14 protein-coding genes and 1 pseudogene are annotated in these 15328 nt (G+C 63.9%); 11 read left to right on the forward strand and 4 right to left on the reverse strand.

The window, feature by feature from the left end; genetic code table 11:
- Together CP49_RS09335 and CP49_RS09340 are read left to right on the forward strand one after the other, a co-directional pair.
- Window positions 1-1049, forward strand: a 1049-nt coding sequence (locus tag CP49_RS09335) for an EAL domain-containing protein (RefSeq protein WP_197423059.1), incomplete at its 5' end; no start/stop codon positions are given.
- Between the two features lie 15 nt (window positions 1050-1064).
- Window positions 1065-1919: a TIGR01459 family HAD-type hydrolase gene (locus CP49_RS09340; RefSeq protein WP_057849983.1), complete on the forward strand. Its 855-nt coding sequence runs from the start codon at window positions 1065-1067 to the stop codon at window positions 1917-1919.
- Window positions 1920-2092: 173 nt separating this feature from the next.
- Here the strand turns inward: CP49_RS09340 and CP49_RS09345 are convergent, their stop codons facing one another.
- Window positions 2093-2488 (reverse strand): response regulator, encoded by a 396-nt coding sequence (locus tag CP49_RS09345; protein WP_057835874.1) that lies wholly within the window; start codon window positions 2486-2488, stop codon window positions 2093-2095.
- Between the two features lie 243 nt (window positions 2489-2731).
- Between CP49_RS09345 and CP49_RS09350 the strand changes: the two genes are divergently transcribed.
- The 8 genes and pseudogenes from CP49_RS09350 to arfB all read left to right on the forward strand — a co-directional run bounded on the left by CP49_RS09350 (window position 2732) and on the right by arfB (window position 12958).
- Window positions 2732-3715 carry a bifunctional riboflavin kinase/FAD synthetase gene (locus CP49_RS09350; RefSeq protein ID WP_057849984.1) on the forward strand — a complete coding sequence of 328 codons (984 nt, stop codon included), beginning with the start codon at window positions 2732-2734 and terminating at the stop codon, window positions 3713-3715.
- A complete protein-coding gene (locus CP49_RS09355; protein ID WP_057849985.1) occupies window positions 3712-4266 on the forward strand; it encodes a sugar O-acetyltransferase in 555 nt (184 codons plus the stop codon). The genes CP49_RS09350 and CP49_RS09355 overlap by 4 nt, the downstream gene beginning before the upstream one ends.
- A gap of 198 nt (window positions 4267-4464) precedes the next feature.
- Window positions 4465-7482, forward strand: a pseudogene (gene ileS, locus CP49_RS09360) (isoleucine--tRNA ligase); the annotation flags it as partial.
- 531 nt (window positions 7483-8013) lie between these two features.
- The gene (gene lspA, locus CP49_RS09365) at window positions 8014-8511 is read left to right on the forward strand and encodes a signal peptidase II (protein WP_057850002.1); all 498 of its coding nucleotides are present in this window, start codon (window positions 8014-8016) and stop codon (window positions 8509-8511) included.
- Between the two features lie 92 nt (window positions 8512-8603).
- Window positions 8604-9317, forward strand: coding sequence for a hypothetical protein (locus CP49_RS09370; RefSeq protein WP_057849986.1), 714 nt, complete (start codon window positions 8604-8606; stop codon window positions 9315-9317).
- Between the two features lie 162 nt (window positions 9318-9479).
- Window positions 9480-10871 (forward strand): M16 family metallopeptidase, encoded by a 1392-nt coding sequence (locus CP49_RS09375; RefSeq protein WP_420807597.1) that lies wholly within the window; start codon window positions 9480-9482, stop codon window positions 10869-10871.
- A complete protein-coding gene (locus CP49_RS09380; protein WP_420807598.1) occupies window positions 10868-12235 on the forward strand; it encodes a M16 family metallopeptidase in 1368 nt (455 codons plus the stop codon). Before CP49_RS09375 ends, CP49_RS09380 begins: the two co-directional genes overlap by 4 nt.
- A gap of 303 nt (window positions 12236-12538) precedes the next feature.
- Window positions 12539-12958, forward strand: coding sequence for an alternative ribosome rescue aminoacyl-tRNA hydrolase ArfB (arfB, locus tag CP49_RS09385; RefSeq protein WP_057850005.1), 420 nt, complete (start codon window positions 12539-12541; stop codon window positions 12956-12958).
- A 16-nt stretch (window positions 12959-12974) separates the two neighbouring features.
- Here arfB and CP49_RS09390 read toward each other — a convergent pair whose 3' ends face one another.
- From CP49_RS09390 to CP49_RS09400, 3 genes are all read right to left on the reverse strand, one after another.
- Window positions 12975-13508, reverse strand: coding sequence for an RNA polymerase sigma factor (locus CP49_RS09390; protein ID WP_057849987.1), 534 nt, complete (start codon window positions 13506-13508; stop codon window positions 12975-12977).
- Window positions 13505-13702 (reverse strand): YgaP family membrane protein, encoded by a 198-nt coding sequence (locus CP49_RS09395; RefSeq protein ID WP_057849988.1) that lies wholly within the window; start codon window positions 13700-13702, stop codon window positions 13505-13507. The genes CP49_RS09390 and CP49_RS09395 overlap by 4 nt, the downstream gene beginning before the upstream one ends.
- A gap of 164 nt (window positions 13703-13866) precedes the next feature.
- Window positions 13867-14166 (reverse strand): hypothetical protein, encoded by a 300-nt coding sequence (locus CP49_RS09400; protein WP_057849989.1) that lies wholly within the window; start codon window positions 14164-14166, stop codon window positions 13867-13869.
- A gap of 301 nt (window positions 14167-14467) precedes the next feature.
- Between CP49_RS09400 and mutL the strand changes: the two genes are divergently transcribed.
- On the forward strand, window positions 14468-15328 hold an 861-nt coding region (gene mutL, locus CP49_RS09410), incomplete at its 3' end, for a DNA mismatch repair endonuclease MutL (RefSeq protein ID WP_156438212.1).

Raw genomic sequence — 15328 nt, forward strand, 5'->3', positions numbered from 1 at the left:
CTCCCGCCCCGGCGGGCAGGCCGGATTCCGAACCGCGGAACGAGCCGGCGCTCGCCGCGGAACAGCCTGCGCCTGCCGTGAGGCCCGCACCGGCTGCTGCCGCAAAGCCGGCGACAGCTGCAATTGCCGCGGAAGTAACATCTGCCTCGCGCAGCCAGCCCCAACTGCTTGGCGCGGTGAAAAACGCCGTCGAGGAAAACCGGCTCGACATCTACCTGCAGCCGATGGTCACGCTGCCGCAGCGCAAGGTGCGCTTCTATGAGGCGGTGACGCGGCTGCGCGACGACAAGGACCAGATCCTCACCGCCGACGATTTCATCGCCACCGCCGAATCCGGCGGGCTGATCGGCAAAATCGACCACATGGTGATGTTGCGCTGTGTCCAGGTGTTGCGCCGCCTGAAGGTGCGCAACAAGGACGTCGGCGTGTTCTGCAACGTCTCCGCGGCGACGCTCGGCAATTCCGCCAATTTCGCGCAATGTCTCGACTTCCTCGAGGCCAATCGGGCGCTGGCGCCATCCTTCGTGCTCGAGTTCAAGCAGGCGACGTTCCGCCATCTCGGCCCGACCGAAATCGAGAACCTCGCGGCGCTGTCGCAGCGTGGTTACCGCTTCTCGATCGATCATGTCACCGACTTGCGGATCGAGCCTCGCGACCTCGCCGACCGCGGCGTCCGTTTCATCAAGGTGCCGGCGGCATTGTTGCTCGATCCCAAGCAGAGCTCGACCTCGGACATCCACCCTTCCGACCTTTCCGATCTGCTCGGCCGCTTCGGCATCGACCTGATCGCCGAAAAGATCGAGGGCGAGCGCGCAGTGGTAGACCTGCTCGACTATGACGTGCGGTTTGGGCAGGGTTTCCTGTTTGCGCCGCCGCGGCCGTTGCGGCCCGAAGGGGCATCTGCTACCGGCGGGACCAGCCCGAACAAGGAATCCGGCAGTCCCAATGGCTCCAGCAACACCGTTCCCATTGCCAACCCGGCCGCTGAGCCTGCGATGCGGGCGACCGGCAATGCCGCGCTGGCGCGCCGCGCCGCGGGACCGGGCTAGCAGGCTTCCGAAATCATGACCTCATTGCGGTTTGTCGAACGGCTGCGCGACCTCGTGGACGGCGTGGAAGTCATCCTCTCCGACATCTGGGGCGTGGTGCATAACGGGCTCGAGTCCTTTCCCGAAGCCTGCGAGGCGCTGCACACCTATCGCCAGCGTGGCGGCACCGTCATCCTGATCACCAACGCGCCGCGGCCGGCCGATTCCGTGCAGCGCCAGTTGCGCAAGTTCGGCGTCGCCGACGAAGCCTACGACGCCATCGTCTCTTCGGGCGACCTGACCCGGAATTTCGTTGCCGATCATCCCGGCAAGAAGATGTTCTGGATCGGTCCGGAGCGGGACTCTTCGATCCATCGCGGGCTCGATGCCGTGATGGCGCCGCTCGAGCAGGCCGACTACATCGTCTGCACCGGCCTGTTCGATGACGAAACCGAATCGGCGGAAGACTATCGCGCGATGATGCTGCAGGCGCGCGAGCATAGACTGCCGCTGATTTGCGCCAACCCCGACATTGTCGTCGAACGCGGCGACCGGTTGATCTATTGCGCGGGCGCGATCGCCGAGCTCTATCGCGAACTCGGCGGCGAGGCGATCTTCTACGGCAAGCCGCACCGGCCGATCTATGAGCGCGCGATGGCACTCGCTGCTGAGCGCCGCGGCCGGCCGACCTCGCTCGACCGCGTGCTGGCGATCGGGGATTCGGTGCGGACCGATCTCACCGGCGCGCACAGCTTCGGAATCGATTGTCTTTTCCTCACCCGCGGCATCCATTCCGAGGAGTTCGAGGGTATCGAGCAGCTCGACCCCGCTTCGGTAAAGGAGCTGTTCGGCCACCCGCCCCGCGCGCTGATGCGCGAGCTGCGGTGGTAGGTGCATCGCTGCACCGGACTCAAAATTGCGAAAACAACCCCATGCAAAGTAGGAATGGGCTTTACGTCATCCGAAAACGCAAGACTTGGTAGGGCGTGGACTCATGAGAGCGCAGCATGCCCGGGATTGGGCCGGGCATCACGAGAATTGGAGCGAGCTGGAGACCAGGCGCCCTACGCTGTCGCCATGTCCGGGAAGACAGCCTCGATCTTGGTCTTCAGCGTTGCCGCGTTGAACGGCTTGACGATATAGTTGTTCACGCCGGCCTTCTTGGCGGCGATCACGTTCTCGGTCTTGGATTCCGCCGTGATCATGATGAAGGGCGTGGTGGCCAAATTGGGGTCGGCACGGACTTCCTTGAGAAGATCGTAGCCGGTCATCGGCTCCATGTTCCAGTCGGAGATCACGAGCCCGTATTTCTTGCCGCGCATCTTGTTCAGCGCCGCCGAACCATCGCTGGCGTCGTCGATGTTGTCGAAGCCGAGCTGCTTCAAAAGATTTCGGATGATGCGGATCATGGTGCTGTAGTCATCAACCACCAGAACCGGCATGGACAAATCAACCGCCATCTTTTCCCCCACTCAACGCTCACGCCACAAATATTCAACAGGCCTGCGCGACCCGCAGTCCTCCCCCAACCTCTAGCATCAGCCGTTAAACAGCCCGTTAACCGGGCGGCACTGGATTGCATCCGTTTTGGCCCAACCCGCCCGCTTGACTTCGGCGGGGCCACCGCGTCACGGTCCGGCCGCGTTCACCGAGACCCAAGAATCCGTACAGAATCCGTACAGAATCCGTGCAGAATCCCTGAAATGACCACTGGTTTTACCGTTATCCGAGACACCACCCCTGCCGCCGATATCCCCCGCGGGGCCGTCGTCGCCATGGGCAATTTCGATGGCGTTCACCTGGGCCACCGGGCCGTGATCGACGCGGCCCTGCGGATGGGCCGCGCCCATGGCAAGCCGGCTTTCGCGGTCACTTTCGAGCCGCATCCGCGCACCTTTTTCAGCCCGAACAGCCCCCAGTTCCGGCTCTCGGATGAAACCAACAAACTGCGATTGCTGGCTGCGACCGGCCTTGCCGGCGCCGTAGTGATGACGTTCGACAAGGCCCGCGCCGGAACCTCGGCGCAAGATTTCATTCACCATGACCTGATCGAGCGCCTCGGCGTCAGCGGGATTGCCGTCGGCTACGACTTTCATTTCGGCAAGGGCCGTGCCGGCACGCCGAGCCTTCTGGTCAGCGAGGCGCCGCGGCTCGGCATCGAGGTCGACGTCCAGGCCCATGTCGACATCGCGGAGCGGCCGGTGTCGTCCAGCGCGATCCGCATGGCGCTGGCGGAGGGCCAGATCGACGATGCCACCGCCATGCTCGGCGGGCCGTGGTTCGTCAGCGGCGAGGTGATCCACGGCGAGAAGCGCGGCCGCGATCTCGGCTATCCCACCGCCAATATCCGCCTCGACAAGAATTGCAGCCTCAAGCACGGCATCTATGCGGTGCGGGTCGGCCGCGGGCAGGGAAAGGATCAGGTGCGACTGGACGGCGTCGCAAGCTTCGGCCGCCGCCCGACCTTCGACAACGGCGCGCCGCTGCTCGAAGTGTTCCTGTTCGACTTCAAGGACGACCTCTATGGCGCCGTGCTCGATGTTGCCTTCATCGGCTTCATCCGCGACGAACTTAAATTCGACTCGATCGACGCGTTGATCCGGCAGATGGACGACGACAGCGCCCGGGCTCGCGAGCGGCTGGCCGCCGCGCCGGATGCTTTTCCCAAGCTAGGAGCGATCGGTTGAGCAAAACCGAAAAACAAAAGATGCTGGCGGGCGAACTCTATCGCCCCGGCGATCCCGAACTGCAGGCGGATGCCGCCGCCAACAAAGCCTGGCTCGCGCGCTACAATGCGGCGCTCGCAGCACCCGTGGCCGAGCGGCACGCGCTGCTATCGGCCCATTTCGGCCGTGTCGGCACCGGCGCCGTGATCCGTCCGCCATTCTTTTGCGATTACGGCTACAACATCCGGCTCGGCGACGAGGTGTTTCTCAACTTCAACTGCGTCATCCTCGACGTGGTCGAGATTGTCATCGGCGACCGCACCCAGATCGGACCAGCAACGCAAATCTACGCCGCCGACCACCCGCGCGATGCCGAGACGCGGCGGACCGGCCTTGAATTCGGCCGCCCGGTGCGGATCGGCAGCGACGTTTGGATCGGCGGCGGCGCCATCATTCTCCCGGGTGTCACGATCGGCGACGGCGCGGTGATCGGCGCCGGCAGCGTGGTCACGAGGGATGTCGGTCCGGGCGTCATAGTTGCCGGAAACCCGGCCCGGCCGCGGCAGGCCTGACGATCCCCCGCCCCCCAGCAGGCTTTGCGATTTTCCCGGCTGGCTGCTATGGAAAAGCCCCATGTTTGCGCGGCGCACCATCAGCATTAGCGGCCCGGCTTCCGCCTGAGCGTTCTGCTCGGCGCAAGACCGGGTTTTTCCTGCTCAGCCGCTTTCCCCCGCGTTTCAGCGCCGTCTTCGAGCCAAACAAGAGCATTCATGTCCCAAAAGTTGCAAAAATCCGAAGCTGCCGACTATTCCAAGACCCTGTTCCTGCCGCAGACGGAATTCCCGATGCGCGCCGGGCTGCCGCAGCGCGAGCCGGAGATCCTCAAATACTGGAACGAGATCGACCTCTACGGAAAGCTGCGCGAAGGAGCGCGCGGCCGCGCCAAATTCGTGCTGCATGACGGGCCGCCCTACGCCAACGGCAACATCCATATCGGCCACGCGCTCAACAAGATCCTCAAGGACGTGGTGACCAAGAGCCAGCAGATGCTGGGCTTCGATTCCAACTACGTGCCGGGCTGGGACTGTCATGGCCTGCCGATCGAATGGAAGATCGAGGAAGAGAACTACCGCTCCAAGGGCAAGCCGAAGCCGGACTTCCGCGACTCCACCGCGATGGTGGCGTTCCGAAAAGAATGCCGCGCCTATGCGATGCACTGGCTCAACGTGCAGCGCGAGGAGTTCAAGCGGCTCGGCCTCATCGGCGACTGGGATCATCCCTACGCCACCATGAGCTATCCGGCCGAAGCGCAGATCGCGCGTGAGCTGATGAAGTTCGCCGCCAACGGCACACTCTATCGCGGCTCCAAGCCCGTGATGTGGAGCGTGGTGGAGAAGACCGCGCTGGCCGAGGCCGAGGTCGAATACGAGGACTACACCTCCGATATGGTGTGGGTGAAATTTCCTGTCACCTCGCCGGCGCATGGCGCGCTGGCCGAGGCGTCGGTGGTGATCTGGACCACCACGCCGTGGACGCTGCCGGGCAACCGCGCCATCTCTTTCTCGCCGAAGATCGCCTATGGTCTTTACAAGGTGACCGATGCGCCCGCCGACAACTGGGCAAAGACCGGCGATCTCTTGATCCTCGCCGATGCTCTCGCAGCAGAAGTATTCAAGCAGGCGCGCGTCACCGCCTATGAAAAGGTGCGCGACCTGTCCGGCGATACGCTCGACGCCGTGGAATGTGCCCATCCGTTGAAGGGATTTAGCGGTGGCTACGAATTCATGGTGCCGCTGTTGCCCGGCGACCATGTCACCGACGACACCGGTACCGGCTTCGTCCATACCGCACCGGGCCATGGCCGCGAAGACTTCGACGTCTGGACGGCAAATGCGCGTGAACTCGATCAACGCGGCATCAACACCGCCATCCCCTACACCGTCGACGAGAACGGTGCTTTCACCGATCACGCTCCTGGCTTCACCGGCAGGCGCGTCATCAACGACAAGGGCGAGAAGGGCGACGCCAACGACGCCGTGATCAAGGCGCTGGTGGAAGCCGGCAAGCTCCTGGCGCGCGGCCGGCTCAAGCACCAATATCCGCATTCCTGGCGCTCGAAAAAGCCGGTGATCTTTCGCAACACGCCGCAATGGTTCATCGCGATGGATAAAGCAATCACTCCAAACAAGCTGGTTTGGGGCGCTGGCGTGAACACCCCCATGACGCTGGCCGGCGATGACACTTTGCGGAACCGAGCTCTGAAAGCGATCTCGGTAACGCAATGGGTGCCGCCCGCCGGCCAGAACCGCATCAACGGCATGATCGCGGGCCGCCCCGACTGGGTGATCTCGCGCCAGCGCGCCTGGGGCGTGCCGATCGCCGTGTTCGTGCGCGAGAAAGGCGACGGCTCCGCCGAAATCCTGCAGGACGACATCGTCAACCAGCGCATCGTCGAAGCCTTCATGGAGGAAGGCGCCGACGCCTGGTACATGGACGGCGCGCGTGAACGCTTCCTTGGGCAGCGTGCCGATGAAGACTGGAAGAAGGTCGACGATATTCTCGACGTCTGGTTTGATTCCGGCTCCACCCATGCCTTCGTGCTGGAGGATCGCCAGAATTTTCCGGGCCTCGGCAACATCGTTCGCAAGATCGACGGCGGCGAAGACACCGTGATGTATCTCGAGGGAAGTGACCAGCATCGCGGCTGGTTCCATTCCTCGCTGCTCGAAAGCTCCGGGACCCGCGGCCGCGCACCGTACGACGTCGTGCTCACCCACGGCTTCACGCTGGATGAGAACGGCCGCAAGATGTCGAAATCGCTCGGCAACACCGTCGAGCCGCAGAAGGTGATGAAGGATTCGGGCGCCGATATCCTCCGCCTCTGGGTCTCCGCCACCGACTATGCCGACGACCAGCGCATCGGGCCGGAGATCCTGAAGAACACCATCGAAACCTATCGCAAGCTGCGCAACTCGATCCGCTGGATGCTCGGCACGCTGCATCATTTCGATCCTGCCGATGCTGTCGCCCATGCCGACATGCCCGAGTTGGAACGCTTGATGCTGCACGAGCTCGCGAAACGCGCCGCCATCGTGCGCCAGGCCTATGCCGAGTTCGACTACAAGACGGTGGTCGCGACGCTTGCGGCGTTCATGAACAGCGAATTGTCGGCGTTCTATTTCGATATCCGCAAGGACGCGCTCTATTGCGACCCGCCGTCCTCGGTCACGCGCAAGGCGGCGCTGACCGCGATCGACATCATCTGCGATGCCATCCTGCGCTGGCTGGCGCCGGTGCTCAGCTTCACCTGCGAAGAGGCGTGGCGGATGTACAAGCCGGATGCGGAAGCCTCGGTGCACCTGACCCTGTTCCCGGAAGGCTTTGACGAATTCCGCGACGATGCGCTCGCCGCGAAGTGGGAAATCATTCGCAACGTCCGCCGTGTCGTCACCGGTGCGCTCGAACTTGAGCGCGCGGCCAAGAACATCGGCTCATCGCTGGAGGCCTCGCCGCTGGTCTATGTATCGGACAAGAGCATCTTCGACACGCTGTTCGATATTGACCTGGCTGAAGTCTGCATCACTTCGAACGCGATGGTGACCAACGACGACGCGCCGGCCAGCGCGTTCACCCTTCCCGACGTTCCTGATGTCGCCGTTGTGGTCGAGAAGGCAGTGGGCACCAAATGCGCCCGCTCGTGGAAGATCCTGCCGACCGTCGGTGAAGACGCCGAGTATCCCGACGTCTCCCCGCGCGATGCGCAGGCCTTGCGCGAATGGAAGGCGCTTATCGAAGGCGACAAGCCGGTTGATGAAGAGCCCGCCAAGCCGATCGAGGAGCAACCTGTAGAACAGGAGAAGCCCTCAGAGGAGGTTTCTGAGCAACCCGGTTCGGGAAACGTGACGGCTGCCAAGCCCGACAAGAAGGTCAGAGCCAAGAAGACTTTGGAAAACTCGGAGGCTGAGGAAGCCAAGAGACCGGCCAAAGGCAACAAGGTCGTAGCGGCCAAGGCCGTCGAAGCCGAGAAAACCGTTGAAGCCGAAGCCAAGAAGCCCAATGCCAAGAAGGCCAAAGCCAAGAAAGCCACGGCCAAAAAAACCGTAGCCAGGAAAGCCGTAGCCAAAAAAGCCAAGGCCAAGAAGGCTGCCAAATCCAAGAAAGCTTCTTCGGCAACGAAGGGGGCTAAGAAGGCGGCAGCAAAGACGGCGGCCAGGAGGGCAAAGAAGAAAAAGACGACTACGAAGCCGGGAAGGAAGTCGCCGGCGACCAAGGCAAAAAAGAAAAAGAAGGCCAGATAAGTGTCCGGCAAGGAGCGCTTCGTGACCCCTCACCTTCGCGCCGGCGCGATTGCCGCGGTCGTCACATTCTTGATCGATCAGGCCTCAAAGCTCTGGCTGCTCTATGTGTTCGACCTCGCCCATCGCGGCGCGGTGAGGGTTACGCCGTTCTTCGACTTGGTGCTGGCCTGGAATGTCGGGATCAGCTTTGGCTGGTTCCAGAGCGACAATCAGTTCGCCCAGCTAGCGCTGATGGCGATCAAGGCGATCGCCGTGATCGTGCTGGGGATCTGGATGGCGCGCTCCAGCACCCTGCTGGCGACGCTGGCGCTCGGCCTGATTATCGGCGGCGCGCTCGGCAACGGCATCGACCGCTTCGTGCACGGCGCGGTGGTCGATTTCGCCCTGTTCCACCTCGAGATCGGGGGAAAAACCTTCAATTGGTATGTGTTTAACCTGGCGGATGTGGCCATTGTTGCCGGGGTAGCGGGCCTATTGTATGACTCGTTCCTGGGGGTACCCGCCGCAAAAGCGCCCTGATCCCGGCCGATACGAACCCCTGCGGTATGGAGCCATTACGCCCCTCAAGCCGGCCCCCGTGTGTTGCAAGAATTGTGAATGGGAACAGCGCGATGCGCGAGACCGAAGCCCGCTACTGGATGCTGCAGACCAGCTCGCTGAGCCGGGCGCTGCGGTTCGCCGCCATTACCCTCGGCATTGGCCTCGTGATGGCCGCAGGCCCCGTGCGCGCGGCTGACGACGAGGAAGAAGACGACAAGACCTTCGAGGAAAAGATCATCGAAGGCATCATGCGCGGCATCGGCGGCACCAACATGGAAAACCGCGGCATCGATTACCGCGAGCGTTCCCCGCTGGTGGTTCCGCCCAAGCTCGATTTGCCGCCGCCGGCCGCAACCGCGGCCGAAGTGAAGGCGCCGAACTGGCCAAAGGACCCCGACGAGCAGCGTCGCAAGGCTGCCGCCGCGGCGCGCAAGAAAGAGAACAAGGACCCGCGCGAAGCGGCGCGCATCCTGACGCCGGCCGAACTCGCAGTGGGCAAGACCGCGGCGCCCTCGCGCAAGGACAACGATCCGGTGCAGCCCGGCACCACGAACTACAATCCGATGCTGAGCCCGTCGCAGCTCGGCTATAGCGGCGGCTTCAGCGGCCTGTTCGGCGGCAGCAAGACCGAGACGGCCCCGTTCAAGGGCGAGCCGACGCGGGATTCGCTGACGCAGCCTCCGCCCGGCTACCAGACGCCGTCGTCGAACTTTGCCTACGGCACCGGACCGAAGGAATCGCTCAACAAGGAATACAATCCGGCCGCCGGCAAGTATGGCGAATAGTTAAGCTCATCTCTCGCCTTCGTGACGATTGCTGGTACCGGCGCGGTGTACGATGCCGCGGTTTGATCCCGAACGGTTTCGTCGGGTTACTTCTAACATTTGCGCGAATTCCCGTCGCAAGACCGGTAACCCGTTTTGCGGGATGAGCGCGCCAGACAGGTCATGATGTCCGCACACCGCTTTGCCGCTTCTCTCGCTATAGCCCTCATCTCGACGTTTGCTTTCTCCACCGGCAGCGCATTCGCCCAGACTACGGTCACGTCGGAACGTCCCGCCAGCTTCACGCTGGACAACGGCCTGCAAGTCGTCGTGATCCCGGATCACCGCACGCCCGTCGTCACGCAGATGATCTGGTACAAGGTCGGCTCCGCCGACGAGACGCCGGGCAAATCCGGACTGGCGCACTTCCTCGAACATCTGATGTTCAAGGGGACGGCCAAACATCCCGCCGGTGAATTTTCCCAGACCGTGCTGCGGATCGGCGGCAACGAGAACGCCTTCACCTCGCTCGACTACACCGGCTATTACCAGCGCGTGCCGCGCGAACAACTGGCGAGAATGATGGAGTTCGAGGCCGACCGCATGACCGGCCTCATCCTCAAGGATGAGAACGTATTGCCCGAGCGCGATGTCGTGCTCGAGGAATTCAACATGCGGGTCGCCAACAATCCGGATGCGCGGCTGACCGAGCAGATCATGGCGGCGCTGTATCTCAATCACCCCTATGGCCGGCCGGTGATCGGCTGGCGCCAGGAAATCGAGAAGCTCGACCGCGAGGATGCGCTGGCGTTCTACAAGCGTTTCTACGCGCCGAACAACGCGATCCTGGTGATTGCAGGTGACGTCGACGCCAAGGAAGTCCGCCCGATGGTGGAAAAGGCCTATGGCGGCATTCCGGCGCAGCCCTCCATTGCCGCGCATCGCATCCGTCCGCAGGAGCCGGTGCCCGCGGCTCCCCGCGCGGTGACGCTGTCCGATCCGCGCGTCGAGCAGACCAGCCTGCGGCGCTATTATCTCGTCCCCTCCTCCGTGACCGCTGCGGCCGGCGAAGGCCCGGCGCTCGATGTGCTCGCGCAACTGATGGGCGGCGGCTCCAACTCCTATCTCTATCGCGCGCTGGTGGTCGACCGTCCGCTCGCGATCAGCGCCGGCGCCGGTTACCAGGGCACCTCGCTGGATCCCTCGCAATTCTCGATCTCGGTTTCGCCGAAACCCGGCGTGGAGTTTTTGCAGATCGAGCAAGTGATCGACGGCGTGATTGCAGATGTCATCCAGAATCCCGTCCGCGCCGAGGACCTCGAGCGGGTCAAGACCCAGTTGATTGCAGAAGCGATCTACGCCCAGGACAACCAGGCCACGCTGGCGCGCTGGTATGGCGGCGCGCTGACCACGGGGCTTTCGATCGACGACATCAGGAGCTGGCCGGACCGGATTCGCGCCGTCACCTCCGAACAAATCCGCGATGCCGCGCAGAAATGGCTCGACAAGAAACGCTCGGTGACCGGCTATCTCATCAAGGATACGACGGCGAAACGCGAGGAGAAGCGCTCGTGATCCGTTTTTCGATTGGCGCGCAGCGCCTCGCATCCGGCCTGATCGCCGGCGCCGTGCTGCTGACGCTGGCGGCGACACCGTCGCACGCCGCAGCAAAGATCCAGCGGCTGGTCTCACCTGGCGGCATCGAGGCCTGGTTCGTGCAGGACGCCACCGTGCCCCTGATTGCGATGGAGTACGCGTTCGGCGGCGGCGCCGCCCAGGACCCGGCCGGCAAGTCCGGCGTCGGCAACATGGTGGCCAGCCTGCTCGATGAGGGCTCCGGCGATCTCGATTCAAAAACCTTTCACGAGCGGCTCGAGCGCCGCGCCATCGAACTGAGCTTCTCGTCGACCCGGGATTATTTCCGCGGCTCGCTCCGCATGCTCAAGGACAACAAGGACGAGGCCTTCGACCTCCTGCAGATGGCGCTGACCTCGCCGCATTTCGACACTGCCGACGTCGAGCGTATTCGCGCACAGGTGCTCTCCGGATTGCGCCGCGACACCACCAACCCGACCTCGCTGGCAAGCCGCAAGTTCCTCGAAGTCGCCTTCGGCGATCATCCCTATGGCAGGCAGGGCAACGGCACGCTCGACAGCGTGCCGAAGATCGAGGTCGCCGATATGAAGGACTACGTTCGCCGCGTGATCGCCAAGGATAGCTTGCGGATCGCCGTGGTCGGCGATGTCGATGCCGACACGCTCGGCAAGCTGCTGGACAAGACGTTCGGCGGACTGCCGGCCAAGGCCAGCCTGACGCCGGTGGCCGAGGTTGAGGCCACCCGCCCGCCGCAGCGCGCGTTCGTGCCGCTCGACGTGCCGCAGACCGTGGTGACCTTCGGCGGTCCCGGCATTCGCCGCCACGATCCGAATTTCATGGCCGCCTATGTCGTGAACCACATCCTCGGCGGCGGATCGTCGTCGCGGCTCTACAAGGAGGTACGCGAGAAGCGCGGCCTGGCCTATTCGGTCTATGAATCCCTGCTCTGGATGGATCGCTCCGCGCTGTTCATCGGCAACACCGGCACCCGCGCCGACCGCGCCGGCGAGACTGTCGACGCCATCGAGAAGGAAATCCGCCGCATGGCCGAGGAAGGCCCGACCCAGAAGGAACTGGACGAGGCCAAGTCGTATCTCAAGGGCTCGCAGATGCTGGCGCTCGATACCTCCTCGAAGCTCGCGCAGGCGCTGCTGCAATACCAGCTCGACAAGCTGCCGATCGATTACATCGAAAAGCGCAACGCGCTTGTCGACGCCGTGACGCTCGACGACGCCAAAAAGGTCGCCAAGCAGCTCTGGGACCAGGGCCTGCTCACCGTCATCGTCGGCCGCGCCCCGCAGGCCGCCGCCCAGCCCGCCGCGGTCCCGCTAAAGACGAACTGAGCCCAAACAAACACCGGACTCGCGGCCACCCCTCTCCCCAGCCCTCCCCCGCAAGGGGGGAGGGAGCGAACCGCCCGTGTGGTTGATGGTAGCCGCCGTCGTTGCGAGCGACGGTGGCGCCGCATACTCGCTGTATTCCCTCTCCCCTTGCGGGAGAGGGTTAGGGAGAGGGGTGGCCACGACGGCAGTGCTTGTGGGTGGTTTACCCTTGCCGCCCCTCCCGACGGAAAGAGCACGGCAGAGCAACCTCAACGCAAAACCGCTATGGTGCTCGGCGATTCTTCCTACGCTCCGGTGAACGCCATGCTGCGGGTTTCCCGCGACCTCACGATCGACGAGAACGACATCGAGATCGGCTTCGTCCGCGCCTCCGGCCCGGGCGGGCAGAACGTCAACAAGCTCGCGACCGCGGCCCAGCTCCGTTTCGACACGCGCAAGATCACGCTGCCGGAGGACGCGGCCCTGCGGCTGAACCGGATTGCCGGCCAGCGCATGACCAAGGAGGGCGTGATCGTGATCCACGCCCAGCGCTTCCGTACCCAGGAACGCAACCGGGCTGACGCCGTCGATCGGCTGCTCGAAATGCTACGCGAAGCCATGGTAAGGCCGATACCGCGGCGAGCAACCAAGCCGACCTTCGGCTCGAAGCAGCGAAGGCTGGAAGGCAAGAAGCGCCGCAGCGACATCAAGGCGAAGCGCAACACTGCGCGCTTCGACGACTGACAGCGCAGGCGCGGCATCAATCCCGGATCAGATACTCCCGGATCATGATTCGCGCGCGGTGAATGCGGGCCTTGACGCTTTCGCGCGTCAAAGCGAGAACATCAGCGATTTCGTCGATCGACAATTCCTCGATGTCGCGCAGCAGGATCACCTCGCGGTAGTGATCGGGCAGCGACTGGATGGCGCGCGAAAGATCGATGCGAATGTCTTCGGGCGCGAGATGCACCAGGCGCGCCTCCACATCGTCCGCGGGCGCCTCCGATGGTCCCGTCGCCCGGCGCAGCAGGCGAAGGCAGGCGCGGCGCGCGACCGCAAACAGCCACGCCGAAAACGACGTCACTGCGCGCAACGTGCCGACCCGCCGGTACAGCAGCAACAGCGTTTCCTGAACCGCGTCGTCGATATCGGCCGCGCGGCAAGTGCGCGCGGCATAACGACGGATATCAGGCTGGGCTGCTGCGATCAGCGCGACCAACGCCGCAGTGTCCCCGCCGCGCGCGGCTTCGACCAGCGAAGGATCGCAGCGGCTTGTTCCAGCCAACGCGGTCATGGCGACGGCAGCCTGCGGCCGACCATGGCGCACATCGGACAAAATCCGAAAAATCCGGTTGCGACTGCGATCACGCCAGTACCCGCGATCAGATAGCCGGCGGGCATGCCGAGCAGCCCATACGCGATCATTCCAACACCCGCGACCGACCGCATGGCCCGCTCCCATCCCGGCAAATTCTTGCGATAAAACATAGCAGCTCCTTTCGATTCAGCGAGAGAACATCAGCGTTCTCCCCCGATAGAGCCGCCCGGTCGGGCTTTCGGTTCGCGCGTCATTTGCCAAAACATAAAAAACTCCGGCCGCCGCGCGGCCGGAGTTTCTGGTTTCAGAAGAGAAACCCGACGAAGGGGCGGGTTTACCGGCCCGTCGCTGCACCGCCAGCGGCGCCGGGGGCCTTGGGCGCTGTGCTGCCGGCGCCGACCGTACCCTTGGCGCCAGCACCGGTTTTGGCGGTCGCGCCGGCCTTCTGGCCGGGTGCTCCCGCCCGCGCATCCATGTCCTCATCGACGCTGCCTGACGCTCCGCCCTGCATCTGGGTCGTGCCCTTTGCACCGCCGCGGATCTGCGGGTCGGATGAGACGCCTTGCGCGAGTACCGGACCAGCAAGCAGGGCCGAGATTGCAACAGCGATCGCCGAGGTTTTCGCTAACTTCATCCATTTCTCCAAGGTTTGTTGGCGACGAACAGTTCGGCTTCTTCAGGCGCCGTTCAAAACCCGAACATGTTCATCGCCGGATCAGTCGTTATCCGCGAACGGCGCGCGCGCCATGCAAGCCGCGCGATGTGGTGATCGTGCAGGGATTTCGAGGTAATTTTGCGAATCCTTGGCCACACGCCAACCGCATATGCGATGCCTCGGTATCTTCGGAAAAGTTCCGTAAAAATATTTTGATACATGCATTTGATGCGGTAGCCGCCTAAAATCGCCCACCAGCCTCGAATCGATCCGAGACCTCATGCCCGTCCGCCAACTCCCCGAACAAGTCGTCAACCGCATCGCCGCCGGCGAGGTGGTCGAGCGTCCTGCGAGCGTGGTCAAGGAACTCGTCGAAAACGCCATCGATGCCGGCGCCAGCCGCGTCGACATCTTCACCGACGGCGGCGGCCGGCGACGGATCGGCATCACCGACGACGGCAGCGGCATGACCTATGGCGATCTTGCGCTCGCTGTCGACCGTCACGCTACCTCCAAGCTCGATGACGAGGATCTCTTACGCATTCGCACGCTCGGGTTTCGCGGCGAAGCCCTGCCCTCGATCGGCGCGGTCGCTCGCCTCGGCATCACCACGCGCCACGCCGGCGAGCCGCACGCCTGGTCGTTGTCGGTCGAAGGCGGCGTGAAATCGGAGATCATGCCGGCGGCCCTGTCGCAGGGCACCCGCGTCGAGGTCAGCGATCTGTTTTACGCGACGCCCGCGCGGCTGAAATTCCTCAAGACCGACCGCACCGAGGCCGAAGCGATCCGCGAAGTGGTGCGGCGGCTCGCGATGGCGCGGCCCGACATCGCCTTCACGCTCGCCGGCGAAGAACGCGCGCCAGTGACCTGGGCCGCGGCGCTGCCCGGCGCGGCGGGGCGGCTGACGCGGCTCGGCGATATCCTGGGAAGCGATTTTCGCTCTTCCGCCATCGAGGTGCGCGCGGAGCGGGAAAGCGTTGTGGTCGATGGGTTTGCCGCAGCACCCTCGCTGACCCGGGCCAATGCGCTCGGACAATATCTCTTCGTCAACGGCCGCCCGGTGCGCGACAAGCTCATCCTCGGCGCGGTGCGCGCGGCCTATTCGGATTACCTGCCGCGCGACCGCCATCCTGTGGTGGCG

Source organism: Bradyrhizobium valentinum (genome assembly GCF_001440405.1).
In the GTDB taxonomy this organism is placed as follows: domain Bacteria; phylum Pseudomonadota; class Alphaproteobacteria; order Rhizobiales; family Xanthobacteraceae; genus Bradyrhizobium; species Bradyrhizobium valentinum.

What these genes read in the sequence shown, in the direction of transcription:
- CP49_RS09340 (WP_057849983.1), top strand. Translation starts at nt 1,065, where the DNA reads ATGACCTCATTGCGGTTTGTCGAACGGCTGCGCGACCTCGTGGACGGC.
- CP49_RS09345 (WP_057835874.1), bottom strand. Translation starts at nt 2,488, where the DNA reads ATGGCGGTTGATTTGTCCATGCCGGTTCTGGTGGTTGATGACTACAGC.
- CP49_RS09350 (WP_057849984.1), top strand. Translation starts at nt 2,732, where the DNA reads ATGACCACTGGTTTTACCGTTATCCGAGACACCACCCCTGCCGCCGAT.
- CP49_RS09370 (WP_057849986.1), top strand. Translation starts at nt 8,604, where the DNA reads ATGCGCGAGACCGAAGCCCGCTACTGGATGCTGCAGACCAGCTCGCTG.
- CP49_RS09375 (WP_420807597.1), top strand. Translation starts at nt 9,480, where the DNA reads ATGATGTCCGCACACCGCTTTGCCGCTTCTCTCGCTATAGCCCTCATC.
- arfB (WP_057850005.1), top strand. Translation starts at nt 12,539, where the DNA reads ATGCTGCGGGTTTCCCGCGACCTCACGATCGACGAGAACGACATCGAG.
- CP49_RS09390 (WP_057849987.1), bottom strand. Translation starts at nt 13,508, where the DNA reads ATGACCGCGTTGGCTGGAACAAGCCGCTGCGATCCTTCGCTGGTCGAA.
- CP49_RS09395 (WP_057849988.1), bottom strand. Translation starts at nt 13,702, where the DNA reads ATGTTTTATCGCAAGAATTTGCCGGGATGGGAGCGGGCCATGCGGTCG.
- CP49_RS09400 (WP_057849989.1), bottom strand. Translation starts at nt 14,166, where the DNA reads ATGAAGTTAGCGAAAACCTCGGCGATCGCTGTTGCAATCTCGGCCCTG.